We start from the raw sequence: 13,711 nt of genomic DNA on the forward strand, positions 1-13,711 counted from the left end.
TGTCTCTTGCGCACTCTTTCCGTCACGCAGGGGAGTGCGCACACCACGCAAAGCGGGGCCCCGATGGGGCCCCGCTGATTTTGCCGGAGGACGATGCTCCGGAACGGGCGTGTTGTTGCACGGTGGACCGCCGCGGCGCCACCTGGCATTGGCGGGCGACGCGTGCGCGGTGGCGTGGTCGGAGTGCGCCAGAAGCTTTGACTACGCGCGCTCGATGAAGGCGCAGTAGCCCTTGTAGGCTTCGTAGACGTCGGCCTTGTTGGTGACCTCCCACAGCGAGTGCATGGAAAGCACCGCCACGCCGGAGTCGATGACGTCCATGCCGTACTCCGCGAGGATGTAGGCGATCGTTCCGCCGCCGCCCGCGCCGATGCGGCCGAGCTCGCAGGTCTGGAAGGCGACGCCGGCCTCGTCCATGATGTCGCGGACAAGGGCGAGGTACTCGGCATCGGCGTCGTTGGAACCCGACTTGCCGCGGGCGCCGGTGTACTTGTTGAAGCACAGGCCGTGGCCCATGATGGCGGCGTTCTTCTTCTCAAAGCGGTCAGCGTAGAGTTGGTCGAAGCCGGCGGAGACGTCGGAGCTGAGCATGCGCGAGCGTGCCAGGCAGCGGCGGAGGGCCAGCGGGGATTCCTCGCCTGCAAGCGCCATGATTTCGGCGACGGTGTTCTCAAAGAAGCGGCTCGTCATGCCCGAGGCTCCCACGGAGCCGATTTCCTCCTTGTCGACGAGCAGGGTGCACGAGGTGCGCTCGACGCTCTCGACGGCGAGCTGCGCGGCGAGCGAGGTGTAGGCGCACACGCGGTCGTCCTGGCCGTATCCCAAGATCATGGAGCGGTCGAGGCCCATGTCGCGTGCGGCGCCGGCGGGCACGACCTCGAGCTCGGCGGAGAGGAAGTCCTCCTCCTCGATGCCGTAGCGGTCCTTCAGGATGTCGAGGAGCATCTGCTTTACAGGCTCCTTGGGCTCGTCGTCGCCCTCGATCACCACCGGGCGGCCTCCCACGATGAGGTCGAGGTTCTCATGGTCGACGGCCTCGCCGGCGGGCTTTTTCATCTGGTCGGAAGCGAGGTGGATGAGCAGGTCGGAGATGCAGAAGACCGGGTCGTCCGCAGCTTCGCCCACGCGCACCTCGACCGTGGTGCCGTCCTTCTTGCAGATGACGCCGTGCAGCGCGAGCGGGGTGGCGACCCAGTGGTAGGCCTTCACGCCGCCGTAGTAGTGCGTGTCGAGGTAGGCCATGTCGCCCGCCTCATAGAGCGGGTTCTGCTTGAGGTCGAGGCGCGGGGAGTCGATGTGGGCGCCCAGGATGTTCATGCCTTCCTCGAGCGGCGCGGTGCCAAGGTTCACGAGCATGAGGGTCTTGTTGTGCGAGACGGCGTAGACCTTGTCGCCCGCCTTGAGCGCGCGGCCCTCGGTGCGGACGGTCTCGAGGTCGACATAGCCTGCGGCCTCGGCGAGCTTGATGCTTGAGGTTACGCATTCGCGCTCGGTCTTGTTTTCGCTGATGAACGTGCGATAGTCGCGGCAAAGCCGCTCGAGCTTCTCGACGTCGGCGTCGCCATATGCCTTCCATGCGTTCGGACGTTCCATGGGAGTCCTTTCTCACGTGGTTATAGTCACGGATGCCATGGTAGCACGGCGACGTGAAGATGCGTTATGCGGCGCAGACGGGTTGCTTGAAGACGCTCCCGCTTGATGCCAAGATAGGCTACATGCCGGAGCTTACGTCTATTGCTGATGGAGGCGCCTATGCGCTATACCTCGACATATGGCTCGCCGCTGGGCGACATCCTTATGGCAAGCGATGGCCGTGCGCTCACGGGCCTGTGGTTTGTTGGGCAGAAATACGAGGCCGCGGGTTTAGGTGAGGGCGCATGCGAGGAGCCCGGCCTTCCGGTGTTCCGCGAGGCGTGCTCATGGCTTGACGAGTATTTTGCAGGCGGGCATCCGGAGGGGCAGCCGGCCCTCTCTCCTTCGGGGACGCCGTTCCAGCGGGCGGTATGGGACGAGCTCGCGCGCATCCCCTATGGAGCTACGGTCTCCTATGGGGAGGTGGCGTCACGTATCGCGGCACGCCGCGGCTCGCCGACGTCGGCCCGTGCGGTGGGGGCGGCGGTGGGGCGCAATCCCATCTCGATCTTGGTGCCATGCCACAGGGTGACGGGCACGGGCGGAGCGCTTACGGGGTATGCCGGGGGCCTTTGGCGCAAGCGTGCGCTCTTGGCGCTTGAGGGGCGCGGCATTGTCGTGGGGGAGGAGCCCGCCGAACGAAGCGAGCAGCTCCTCGTGGGATTGACCGACGTGTGGGAGCGGTCGGTTCGCGCCACGCATGCTTTTCTCGCCGAGGAGGACGTCTCTCGTCTGCGCACGATGGTCCCGCAGGCCATCGCGGAGGTTCCGCGCCTGCTGGTCGCGCGCCGCGCGGGCCGCCTCGCGGGGTTTGTCGGCGCCGACGGGGCGTTTTTGGAGATGCTTTTCGTAGACGCGGCGGACCGCGGCGCGGGCGTAGGGCGCTTGCTGCTCGAGCGGGCGGTCGAGCTTCTGGGCATCACCGAGCTCTCGGTCAACGAGCAGAACCCGCAGGCGGTGGGCTTCTACGAGCACATGGGGTTCTCCGTCTTTCGCCGCACGGAGACCGATTCGCAGGGAGACCCGTTTCCGCTTCTCTATATGCGCCGGTAGGGGAGACGTTGCGCGCGCTGTGCGAGAAGGAGGGGAGGATCCATGCGCATTGGGAGGAATCCTCGGCGCGCGTCGCGGCATCGTCCGGGCGAAAGGATGATTCATGCGCATGGGGAGGAATCGCATGGATGAAAGGGGCGCTCGCCCCCCCCTTGATGAGAGCGACATCGACATTCTGAATCGACCGACAGAAGTTAGCTATGGCTATGTTATAGTACTTTAACTTTTTGACGCCGGCATGGCGACGCCAAGAGGTTGAGGAGGAAGACATGGTCAATGGCCGACTGGTGAGGCTCGGCAGGTCCCAGATGGGCCACGTGCTTGCCCAGGTGGCGTTCCAGTGGATCGCGCTTGCGGCAAACATCGCCCTTGTGATGGGTGTCGCAGAGCTTGTCCGGGCCTTTGTGGAAGGTCGATTTGGCTCGGAGCACGGGGCTGGGAGCGTCCTGGGGGCGCTCGCCTGCCTGGCGGTGCGCTTTGCAGCCACGCGCGCGGCGGCAGTCATGGGCAGTCGTTCCAGCAGGGGCATCAAGGACGTCTTGCGGCGCGCGCTGTACGACAAGCTCCTGGCGCTCGGCCCCTCGTATGCCCAACATATCTCGACCTCTGAGGTGGTGCAGGTCGCGGGAGAAGGGATCGAGCAGGTCGAGACCTATTTCGGGCTCTACCTCCCGCAGCTGCTCTACGCGCTCGCCGCGCCGATCACGCTCTTCGCGGTCGTGGCGCCGATGTCGCTGCCGGTCGCGCTGGGTCTGGTCGCCTGCGTGCCGCTCATCCCCCTCGCCATCGCGGCGGTGCAGGCGATCGCGAAGCGCCTGCTCGCGTCCTATTGGTCGCAGTACGCCGAGCTGGGGGACAGCTTTCTCGAGAACCTGCAGGGGCTCGGCACCCTTAAGGTCTATGAGGCGGACGGCTTCAAGGCGCAGCAGATGGACGAAGAGGCCGAGGCGTTCCGTCGCGTGACCATGCGGGTGCTCACGATGCAGCTGAACTCGATCATCGTCATGGATCTCGTCGCCTACGGCGGAGCGGCGTTGGGGATCTTCCTGGCGGTGGGCGAGCTCGCCGCAGGTCGCCTGGGGCTCTCCGAGGCCTTTGCCATCGTCGTGCTGTCCAGCGAGTTCTTCATTCCCATGCGCACGCTCGGCAGCTATTTCCATACTGCCATGAACGGCTCGGCGGCCGCGGACCGCATCTTTGCCATGCTCGATCTGCCCGAGCCAAAGGCGGGCATGCGGCGCCTGCATGGACGGTCCAACCCCATCGACGTGCGCGGCCTCTCGTTCTGCTACGTGCCCGGCCGCAGCGTCTTGCGCGACGTCTCGCTCCACATCGAGCCGGGCTCGCTGGTGGGCATCACCGGTGCGTCCGGTTCGGGCAAGTCCACGCTCGCCGCGATGCTCGCGGGAAGGCTCGAGGGATATTCGGGCTCGGTCGAGATCGGCGGCTGCCAGGTGCGCGACATCGATCCTGGGAGCCTCGCCGAGCACGTGGTGGTCGTTCCTACGGCGGGGCATCTGTTTTGCGGCACCCTGCGCGAGAACCTGCTCATGGGAGATTCGCATGCAACCGACGAGCGGCTGTATCGAGCCCTTGCCCAGGCGCGGGCAGACGAGTTCGTGCGCGCGGCGGGAGGTCTGGACATGAGGATTGCCGAAGGCGCGCAAAACCTTTCGGGCGGGCAGCGCCAGCGGCTCTGCATAGCCCGGGCGCTCCTCACGCGTGCCGAGACCCTCATCTTCGACGAGGCGAGCTCCAACGTCGACGTCGAGTCGGAAGAGGCCATCGCGGCGCTCGTCCGCGAGCTTGCCGGCGAGCGCACCGTCGTGGTGGTGAGCCACAGGCTCGCGAACCTGGTCCAGGCGGACTGCATACATGTATTCGAGGACGGGCGCCTCGTGGAGTCGGGGACGCATGGCGAGCTCGTCGCGGCGGGAGGCCCCTATGAGGGGCTTTGGCGCGCGCAGCACGAGTTGGAGGAGGGCGTGCGATGAGCCACGCAAAGGTGATGATGCGGCTCTGCGGGCTCGTGGGGCCGCTCTGGGGCGTCATGACGCTCGCCGTCACGGCAGGGATGGCGGGACACCTCGCCGCCATCGGCGTGCCGGTCGCAGGGATGCTCGCCGTCCTTGCGGCATCGGGCGCCGAGGGCCTGCCGGCCTACGGGGGTCTCCTCGTCGTGCTCGCGTCGTGTGCCGTCGCGCGCGGAGTCTTGCACTATGTCGAGCAGATTGCGAACCACTACATCGCCTTCAAGCTGCTCGCCCGCATCCGCCATCGGGTCTTTGCCGCCCTGCGCCGGCTTGCGCCCGCCAAGCTGGCCGGCAAGGGCCGCGGCGACCTCGTCTCCGTCATAACCGGGGATATCGAGCTCCTCGAGGTCTTCTATGCACACACCATCTCTCCGATAGCGATCGCGGCGGGGGTGAGCGGCGTGGTGCTTGCGCTGCAGGCCGCCATCCATCCCGTCTTCTGCGCCATGACGCTCGTCGCGTTCCTTGCGGTGGGCGCGGCGATGCCGCTCGTCGCCAACGCGGCGTCGGGGAAAGGCGGGCTGGAGTTCCGAGATCGCCTCGGTGCGCTCGACGCCTATCTGCTCGACAGCCTGAGGGGCCTTACCGAGGCCATGCAGTATGGGGTCGCCCGCCTGCGCGGAGAGGAGTTCTTTCGCCGCAGCGGCGAGCTTGCCGACAGCGAGCGCCGGCTCAAGGCGCGCTCGGGCGTCAACCAGGCCGTGATGTCGGTTGTGGTATGGGTGTTCGACCTCGTGTTTGCCGTCGTCGGACTGCATCTGCTGCATTTCCAGCAGGTCTCGCTCGCCTCCATGCTGTGCGCCCTGGTGCTGCTCATGAGCTCGTTTGGTCCGGTGCTTGCGCTGGCGAGCCTGGGTACGGGGCTGCAGCAGACGTTTGCGGCAGGCGAGCGGGTGCTTGCCATCCTCGACGAGGAGCCCGTGGTCGAGCCGGTCGATGCGGGGCGCGCTCCGGGCGGTTCCGAGGTCGATGTGCGCGACGTCTCCTTTGGCTACGGCGGCACGTCCGTGCTCAGGGGCGTCTCGATCGCGGCGCGGCCCGGCTCCATCTTGGGCATAGCGGGCAAGAGCGGTTCGGGCAAGTCGACCTTGCTGGCGCTCATCATGCGTTTTTGGGATGTGGACGCCGGGCGGATCGAGGTGGGCGGCGTCGACGTGCGGGAGGCGTCTACCCATGCGCTCAGACAGGCGGAGAGCCTTGTCGAGCAGGGCACGCACCTCTTTAACGAAAGCCTGGCGGACAACATTCGCATCGGCAGGCTGGACGCGACGGACGAGGAGGTCGAGGCAGCCGCTCGGGCGGCACGCATCCATGACGTCATCGTCGGCCTGCCCGAGGGGTACGACACGCGTGCGGGGGAGCTGGGAGACGTGCTCTCTGCCGGCGAGCGCCAGCGCATCGGGCTCGCTCGCGCCCTGCTGCGCGACGCGCCCGTCCTGCTGCTCGACGAGCCCACGTCCAACCTCGACAGCCTCAACGAGGCCGCCGTCATGCACGTCCTTGCCGACGAGCGGGGAAGTCGCACGGTGGTGCTGGTAAGCCATAGGGCAAGCACGCTCGATGTGGCGGACGCCGTCGTCACGCTGGAAGGCGGACGCGTGAGCTCGGGTGCCGAGAGGCGTGCGCCCCGCGCCCTTTCCTGATCATCTACGAGAGAGGACTCGCCGTGAAGCAGACGTTTCGACGTTCCGTGTTCGAAAAGGTATTGTTCGTGCTCGCGTGGCTGGTGCTGGGGCTTGCTGCGGCGGGCGTGGTGGTCCCGCTTTTGCCCACCACCCCGTTGGTGCTGCTCGCCTCGGCGCTGTTCGCCCGAAGCAGCCCGCGATTCGACGCATGGCTTCGGACCACGCGCCTGTATAAGCGCTATGTGGTGCCGTTTCGCGAGACGGGCGGCATGACCGCGCGCAAGAAGCTGACCATGTGGGGCGTGACCGCGGCGACCTGTGCGGTAAGCTTCCTTCTGGTGGAATTCGTGCCCGCCCGCGTCATGCTCGCCGCGGTGGTGGTGGGAATGGGCGTCGCGCTCGTGACCAAGATCAAGACCATCACGCCCGAGGAGGAGGCGCGCCGTCGGGCATAGGGGTCCGGCGCCGGCGCGCTCGCCCGCTTTTTGGCGCCCCGCCCAAACCAGGTAGCAGGATGCACGTTCGTGAAGGAGCCGCTTCGTGTCTCGAACACCCGATACGCCAGCCGTTGCCCGTCGCCGCGAACGCGAGCGACGCGTCATCTCGCAGATGATCGCCCTCTATTGCCGCAAGCAGCATCGCGGCGAGCCGCGTGACGCCTCGGCGTTCTGCGGTGAGCCGGTGTGCGCCGACTGCGCCGAGCTCGATGCCTTTGCGGTGCGCAGGACCGAGCGCTGCCCTCATATGGCCACCAAGACGTCGTGCAACAAGTGCTCGACGCACTGCTATCCGCCTGCCATGCAGGAGCGCATCCGCGCCGTCATGCGCTTCGCCGGGCCCCGCATGCTCCTCCACCATCCGGTTGCCGCGGTGCGCCACATCCTCGGTCGCTGATCTCGGGCCCCGTCCCGCGGCGCTTCGGAAGACCGTTCGGGTGTCTGGCTTACGCCGGCACCGCGCTATGCGAGAATGTGGACGGTTTGTGACAGCGTTTGCCACATCTGGCTGAAAGGGGTCGCCATGAGCAAACACGAGCGAGAAGTCATCGGGGTCGACGACCGGGTATCGGTCGGTCGCGCCATCCCGCTGGGCATCCAGCACATGATGAGCATGTTCGGGTCGACGGTGCTGGTGCCTGTGCTCACCGGCCTCGACCCCAATGTGGCCATCATGTGCTCGGGCATCGGCACCATCTGCTACCTGCTGGTGACGGGCAACAAGATTCCGAGCTACCTGGGCAGCTCCTTCGCCTTCATCAGCCCCATCCTCGCCGTGGGGGCGACTCAGGGGCTCGACGCCGCCATGTCGGGCGTCATCGTGGCGGGCATGGTGTTTCTGGCGGTCGCCGGCATCATCAAGCTGGTGGGAACAGGCTGGCTCGACCGCCTGCTGCCTCCCGTGCTCGTCGCCTCGGTCATGGTGGTCATCGGCGTCGGCCTCTCCGCCACGGCGGTCGACATGGCGTTCATGCAGGACCTTCCCGACGGCACCTCGGCCTTCTATGGGGTGGGGGCGGTCGTCGCGGCGGTAACGCTCGTCGCCGCGGTCGTCTTCTCCAGCCTGGGAGGCATCTTCGGGACCATCCCGGTGCTGCTCGCCATCATCGTGGGCTACGTGGTCTCCATCCCATTGGGGCTCGTGGACTTTGGCCCCGTCGCCGATGCCGCCTGGATCGGGCTGCCCAACGTCTCCGCGCCACGTTTTGACATGGGTGCCATCGCGCTCGTCGCCCCCGTGGCCGTCGTCGTGGTGATCGAGCATATCGGCCACCTGCTCGCCGTCGGCGAGATCGTGGGCAAGGACTACCGCGAGATGCTGCCGCGCTCCCTTGCCGGAGACGGCATCTCCACCATGATCTCGGGCTTTCTGGGAGGTCCTCCCACCACCACCTATGCCGAGAACATCGGCGTCATGAGCGTCACGCGCGTCTATTCGACGCAGATCTTCTGGTATGCGGGCGGCTTCGCTCTCGTGATCGGAGGCTTCTGCCCCAAGCTCGCCGCGCTCATCCAGTCAATTCCCGGCCCGGTCATGGGCGGCGTCTGCCTGCTGCTGTTCGGCCTCATCGCCTCAAACGGCCTGCGCATGCTCGTATCGAACAAGGTCGATTTCGACGTCAACCGCAACCTCATGATCGCCTCGGTCGTGATCATCGTGGGCGTGGGCATGGAGACCTCAGGCATCTCCATCCCCATCGGCGACTACACGCTTCCCGGCATGGCCACCTCGGCGCTCGCGGGCATCGTGCTGAACCTCATCTTGCCGGGGGCGCGTCAGGACTCGTAGCGCCAAAGGCGATGCGGCGCGCCACCTCGTGAGGGGAGAGGCCGGTGGTGTCGACCATCGGGGCGTCCAGCGACCGATAGCGGGGAAGGTAGGCGAGCGCGCGTGCCGCGGCGTCGGCGTCGCGCCTGCCTTCCTCGATGTCCCGCTCGACTCGCTCGCGAAGCGCGTCTTCGCTTGCGACGAGCGAGACGTGGCGGACCTGCGCCTCGCAGGCTGCAAGGGGCAGGCCGTCCAAGACGGCGTCGACGATCGCCTGCTCATGCATGACCCAGCAGAAGACCACGTGCTCATAGGCGCTGCATCGCAAAAAGTTTCCCAGCAGATGCCGGATATTGTCGAGCACCATGGCCTTCGTTTCCTCGGTCACCTGGAAGGGGTCTGCCTGCCAGCACCAATCTCCGTCGAGAAAGACCGACCTTGGCAGCATGCGGTTGAGCTCGCGGCATGCGGTCGTCTTGCCGACGCCCATGGGCCCTCCGATGAGGTATAGCGTCTTCGACAATGATCTCTCCTCACATTGTCCGGGTCGAGCTGCGGCTATGCGCGGAGATAGGCGACAACCGGCTCCAGGTTTGCCCGATCGGTGGCATCGAAGCCCTTCTTCATGGCGTCGAGCGCGAACGCGATGCGCGGGTCGGTCTGTGCCTGCCTTGCCTGCATGCGGAAGAAGGCGCGCATGGCGATCTTGTCGAGCGCACATAGCCGGTCGAAATCAAAGCCGCCTTGGCAGTAGAAATGCGCGAGGGCCGGATAGCGATCGCGCGGGAAGGTGTGCTCGAACGCCGCGTCGGTCTCGCTTTGCGGCCAGTCGTCGCTCGGCATGGGGTAGGCGCCTACGCCGACAACAACATAGCGCGCCCCGGGGCGCGCGTCCATGAGGGACTTGAACCACGCGGCGCCCTTGATGCCGCCGGCATGAAACCAGCTCATGAACACCACGGTGTCCGCGGTCTGTGCGCCTGAATGCGCACGCCTGCTATAGGGGACGGCGTCGATGCCGAGCTCCTCGGCAAGCCAGTGGGCATAGGTCTCGGTGAATCCGGTCTGGGAACAATAGACGATGGCGGTGCTCATGGCTGCTCCTTTGCTCGATGTTGGTCTTGAAAGCTTGCAAGGTGGCGTGCGATGAAGGTGCGTGCGTCGGGCCAGGTGGTTCCTTCGGCAAGGGCGAGGTAGACTGGTCCGTGGAACTGCCGGGCGGCAAGTTCTGCGTCGCAGGGGGCAAATGTGCCGGCTTCGATGAGCTGCGAGAATATCGATTGCTGAACCTCGAGCGGCCGCTCGATGAATATGGTGCGATACAGCGCCTCGATGCGCTCGTCCGCATGGCGCTCCGCCTCGAGAACCTGTCGGAGACACCCGATCTGCCCATCGTTGAAAAACGGCTCGTAGCTTGCGAGCACCACGGCGAGGAGGGACTGGCCGGTTGCCTCCAGGTAGGCATGGGCGTCGTCATCGGGGTGCACGAGCGCGCTGCGGTCGCGAAGCATGGCCGACAGGCGGTCGAGCTGCCGGGCGACGACGGCGTCGAACAGCGCCTGCTTGCCAGGAAAGTGATTGTAGAGCGAAGCGTCCCTCATGCCGGATGCGGCGGCGATGTCCTTCATGGTCGTGGCGGCGTAGCCCTTTTGGGCGAACAGCGCGAGCGCCTGCTCGCAGATAAGCTGCTTGGAGTCGCGTGGCTGTCCTGCCGGCCTTCCCATGCCCCTGGTCCTTTCCTCGTGGCTCAATAAAACTAGCAATTACTAGTTTATCGAAAAAGGAGTAGGCGCGCGAGGGGAAACGTCCCTGCGGCATCGTGGACGTCAGGCCCCACCCAGCTCTTTTCGCCCGTATGGCCGCTGCGCCCCGACATATGGTTGACCTATATACATACTAATGCTATGTATAAAGCGAGAAGCGGGAGGCCCGTCGCTCCCGCTGGACGTGTGGTCGATGCTGGAGGCGGCGATAGTGCGCAACAAATATCCCGAAGAGACCGTTCGACGAATCCTCGACGTCGCCGAAGAGCTGTTCATGACAAAGGGCTATGAACATACCACGATGGCAGACATCGTGAACGGGCTCGGCGGGCTCACCAAGGGCGCGGTCTACCATCACTTCAAGAGCAAGGAAGACATCTACGAGGCGGTGTTCGAGCGTGCGAACGCCCCCATGGTCGAGGCATGCGACAAGATCATGCGCGACCGGTCGCTGACGGGCCTGCAGAAGATCAGGGCGCTTGAGGAGGCTTCTGCCGCCGGTCCGTCCGCCGAGATGTGGGTGGCCATGAAGCCGGACCCGGACCCCATCAAGAACGCCCGCATGCTTGCGCGCGAATACCAGGATCTGCTGGAGACCGCCCACACCTATATCGAGCCAGCGATTCGCGAGGGCATCGAGGACGGCTCGATCTCTTGCGAGCTGCCGCGCGAGACCGCCGAGGTTTTGCTGTTGATCGCAAACCTGTGGATGGTGCCGCTGTATAACCCCGTCTCGTCGCCCGAGGAGTTTGCGCGGCGCGTCCGGGTGTTCGAGAGCGTCTCGCGAGCGCTTGGGGTAGAGCTGACCGATGCGAACGCAGGCGGCCTTGCCGCCATCGAGGACGCATGGAGTCCTTTTGTCGACGGCTCGGAGGAAGGGGAGGGCCACATCGAGACGTAGCCGCCCTCACCCTTTGGGCAACCGCGGGGTTGCACGGGAGAATTGCTACCGCTGGTTGGTGGAGGCAACCGCAGGCGGGCATGACGATATACCTAAGGGATGGCCGCTCCCGCGGCCTTTCTTAGAACATATATACATACCAACCGAATGTATGAAAGAGAGGAGCACGATATGGACGGACATGGGGAGCGGATGGCGGCGGGCGGGGAGGGGGCGCCTCGAGACGGCCGCCTCTTTACGCCGGGGTTTCGCGCGATCGTGGCGTCGCAGGCGTTCTCGTTGCTTGGCATGGAGATCTTGCAGTTCGTGCTACCGCTCCATCTGCTCAACCTGACGGGTTCGGGGGCGCTGTATGGAGCGGTCGTGGCAGCGGGGTTTGTTCCCTACACGCTGTTGGCGCCCGTGGGCGGCGTGATCGCCGACCGGACGCGCAAGCGCGGGGTGATGATCGCGCTCGATGCGCTGCTTGCCGCGATGATGGCGGGATATCTCGCCCTATCTGGTTCTCCGTACCTGGTAGGGGTCACTATTGCCGTGCTTATGGCGGCGTTCGCCTCGCAGGCGCTGTACCAGCCCTGCGTGCAGTCGGCGATGCCGCACGTGGTGGCTCCCGACCGGCTCGAGCAGGCGGTGGCGGTCACCAATCAGCTGAGCATGGTCACCGGCATAGGCGGCCCGGTGGTCGGCGGGCTGGTGTTCGGCTTTTTCGGCCTCGCTCCCATCGTGGCGGCATCGGCGGTCTGCTTTGCCGTCTCAAGCGTGCTCACCGCGATGTTCGTACGTGTTCCCTATGAGCCGCCGGCGCGCACGGCGGGCCTCGTCGCGACGGTTCGCGGCGACGTCGCCGACGCCCTCGGGTTCTTGCGCTCGCGTCCCGCCATGTGGAGCATCATCATGGCGGCGACCTTGGTGAACCTGTTCGGCTCGTCCTTCTTCAACGTGGGATCGCCCTATATCGTGACCGAATCGCTGGGGCTGTCCAACCAGCTCATGGGATTGCTCCAGGCGGCGCTTGCCTTGGGCGGCCTGGTGGGCGGCATGGCGGTGGCCATGAGGCCGGGACGCTTCGGCATCCGGTCGACCCCGCGGCTGCTCATGGCCGTCACCGCCGGTCTCGTTGCGGTCACCGCGGTGCTTCTGCTGCCGGTCGAGCCGCTCGCAACTTATGTCGGGCTTGCCGTCGCCTATCTGGCGACCATGGCGTGCTGCATGGCGTTTTCGATTGTGGCGACGACGTACCTGCAGGTAGAAAGCCCCGGCACGCTGGTGGGAAAGGTCATGGCGCTCGCCATGATGCTCGCCAACTTCGCGACGCCTCTGGGCCAGATCGCCTATGGAGCCGTCTTCGACCTCGTCGACCCCTGGATGGTCGCCGCAGTGGCCGCGGTTGCCTGCGGCATGGTCGCCGCGCGCTCGGGCCGTGCGGGACTGGGGGAGCGGTGATCCGGGTCCTTCTGGCCCGTGTCCTAGAGGGCGCCCTCGCGCCACGCGGAAGGCCCCATCCCCATCTCGCGCTTGAAGGCGACGCTGAAGCTCGACGCTCGGGGATAGCCGACCTCGCGGGCGATCTCGGCGATGCTCAGGCTGCCGATGCCCAGCAGCTCGCGCGCCCGGCGAATGCGGGCGTGGCGGACGAACGCGCCCACGCCCATGCCTGTCTCCTGCTGGAACGCGGCGCAAAGCCTCGACCGGCTGGTAAGAAGATCGTGCGCGAGCTCGTCAAGGGTCAGCTCATCGGAGAGGTTGTTCTCGACGAGCCGCTTTGCCTCGCGCACCAGCCGCGCCTGTGCGTGGGTGCCTGCCGCCTGCTCCGCGCGGTCGCGCGCCTCATGCCACGCAAGCGCGAGGGCGAGCGCCCTTCGCACGCTGCGGACGACCGCCTCGCCCGTGCCGCCCGTCCCGCCTGCGAGCGCCGCCGCCCGGATGGCCCGATCGAGCCGGGGCGTGCCGTCACCCTCGAACGCGCTGCCCGCCTCGCCCATGATCTTTCGCGCCTCGAGGCGCTCGCGCTCGCCAAGCCCTGAGATCCATCCGGGCAGCATCATGACCGAGGTCGCGTCTTGCGCGGTTCCCGCGCGCAGCCAGCAGCAGGTCTGCTCGCCTTCCATACCGAAGGTCACCACGTTGCCGCGCTCCTTGAGGCGGTCGGGTTGCACGACGGGGCAGAGCGGCACGCAGTCGGCGGCGAGGCTGCTCATGCAAAGGCCTCGGAAGCCCTGCTCGTAAAACCTGACGTCGCGCTTGACGCGTATGCGGTGAGAGGTGATGGCGAAGCAACCGCCGACGAGGCGCACCGATACCTCGGCGTCGACAAGCTCGTTGGACGCAACGCCTCGGAGGGCGTCCCCGTCGCGGACGAGGGGAACGCCCAGCTGTTCGACCTGCGGCTCGAAGGCGGCGGCAAGGGGGTCTCTCATGCGGGGGAGCAGGGGGCTCACG

13 protein-coding genes are annotated in these 13,711 nt (G+C 66.3%); 8 read left to right on the forward strand and 5 right to left on the reverse strand.

Features of this window, described 5'->3' with window-relative positions; genetic code table 11:
- Positions 1 to 201: 201 nt before the first annotated feature.
- Positions 202 to 1,593, reverse strand: a complete 1,392-nt coding sequence (locus H6A15_RS08165) for an aminopeptidase (RefSeq protein WP_204673258.1) — start codon at positions 1,591 to 1,593, stop codon at positions 202 to 204.
- Between the two features lie 159 nt (positions 1,594 to 1,752).
- Here H6A15_RS08165 and H6A15_RS08170 point away from each other — a divergent pair, with 159 nt between their 5' ends.
- From H6A15_RS08170 to H6A15_RS08195, 6 genes are all read left to right on the forward strand, one after another.
- Positions 1,753 to 2,685 carry a GNAT family N-acetyltransferase gene (locus H6A15_RS08170; protein WP_204673259.1) on the forward strand — a complete coding sequence of 311 codons (933 nt, stop codon included), beginning with the start codon at positions 1,753 to 1,755 and terminating at the stop codon, positions 2,683 to 2,685.
- A gap of 269 nt (positions 2,686 to 2,954) precedes the next feature.
- Entirely contained in the window at positions 2,955 to 4,679 is a 1,725-nt protein-coding gene (locus H6A15_RS08175; protein WP_204673260.1) for an ABC transporter ATP-binding protein/permease, read from the forward strand.
- Positions 4,676 to 6,361 (forward strand): amino acid ABC transporter ATP-binding/permease protein, encoded by a 1,686-nt coding sequence (locus H6A15_RS08180; RefSeq protein ID WP_239462459.1) that lies wholly within the window; start codon positions 4,676 to 4,678, stop codon positions 6,359 to 6,361. The genes H6A15_RS08175 and H6A15_RS08180 overlap by 4 nt, the downstream gene beginning before the upstream one ends.
- 47 nt (positions 6,362 to 6,408) lie before the next feature.
- The gene (locus H6A15_RS08185) at positions 6,409 to 6,798 is read left to right on the forward strand and encodes a DUF454 family protein (RefSeq protein WP_204673261.1); all 390 of its coding nucleotides are present in this window, start codon (positions 6,409 to 6,411) and stop codon (positions 6,796 to 6,798) included.
- A gap of 85 nt (positions 6,799 to 6,883) precedes the next feature.
- Entirely contained in the window at positions 6,884 to 7,237 is a 354-nt protein-coding gene (locus tag H6A15_RS08190; RefSeq protein ID WP_342635834.1) for a nitrous oxide-stimulated promoter family protein, read from the forward strand.
- A 126-nt stretch (positions 7,238 to 7,363) separates the two neighbouring features.
- Complete coding sequence (locus H6A15_RS08195) at positions 7,364 to 8,629, forward strand: uracil-xanthine permease family protein (RefSeq protein ID WP_204673262.1); 1,266 nt, start codon at positions 7,364 to 7,366, stop codon at positions 8,627 to 8,629.
- Here the strand turns inward: H6A15_RS08195 and H6A15_RS08200 are convergent.
- From H6A15_RS08200 to H6A15_RS08210, 3 genes are read right to left on the reverse strand one after another with little or no spacing between them, the layout of a single operon-like run.
- Positions 8,598 to 9,131 carry an AAA family ATPase gene (locus tag H6A15_RS08200; protein ID WP_204673263.1) on the reverse strand — a complete coding sequence of 178 codons (534 nt, stop codon included), beginning with the start codon at positions 9,129 to 9,131 and terminating at the stop codon, positions 8,598 to 8,600. The genes H6A15_RS08195 and H6A15_RS08200 overlap by 32 nt on opposite strands.
- A 35-nt stretch (positions 9,132 to 9,166) precedes the next feature.
- Positions 9,167 to 9,703, reverse strand: a complete 537-nt coding sequence (locus tag H6A15_RS08205) for a flavodoxin domain-containing protein (protein ID WP_204673264.1) — start codon at positions 9,701 to 9,703, stop codon at positions 9,167 to 9,169.
- Positions 9,700 to 10,332, reverse strand: a complete 633-nt coding sequence (locus H6A15_RS08210; protein WP_204673265.1) for a TetR/AcrR family transcriptional regulator — start codon at positions 10,330 to 10,332, stop codon at positions 9,700 to 9,702. Before H6A15_RS08210 ends, H6A15_RS08205 begins: the two co-directional genes overlap by 4 nt.
- Before the next feature lie 232 nt (positions 10,333 to 10,564).
- On the opposite strand from H6A15_RS08210, the gene H6A15_RS08215 reads away from it, so the two are divergent.
- A complete protein-coding gene (locus H6A15_RS08215; protein ID WP_239462464.1) occupies positions 10,565 to 11,272 on the forward strand; it encodes a TetR/AcrR family transcriptional regulator in 708 nt (235 codons plus the stop codon).
- 171 nt (positions 11,273 to 11,443) lie between these two features.
- Entirely contained in the window at positions 11,444 to 12,715 is a 1,272-nt protein-coding gene (locus H6A15_RS08220; protein ID WP_204673267.1) for an MFS transporter, read from the forward strand.
- A gap of 23 nt (positions 12,716 to 12,738) precedes the next feature.
- On the opposite strand, the gene H6A15_RS08225 is transcribed toward H6A15_RS08220, so the two are convergent.
- The coding region (locus H6A15_RS08225; protein ID WP_204673268.1) for a helix-turn-helix domain-containing protein at positions 12,739 to 13,711 on the reverse strand (973 nt) is incomplete at its 5' end.

The organism is Enorma phocaeensis (genome assembly GCF_016901575.1).
In the GTDB taxonomy this organism is placed as follows: domain Bacteria; phylum Actinomycetota; class Coriobacteriia; order Coriobacteriales; family Coriobacteriaceae; genus Limicola; species Limicola phocaeensis_A.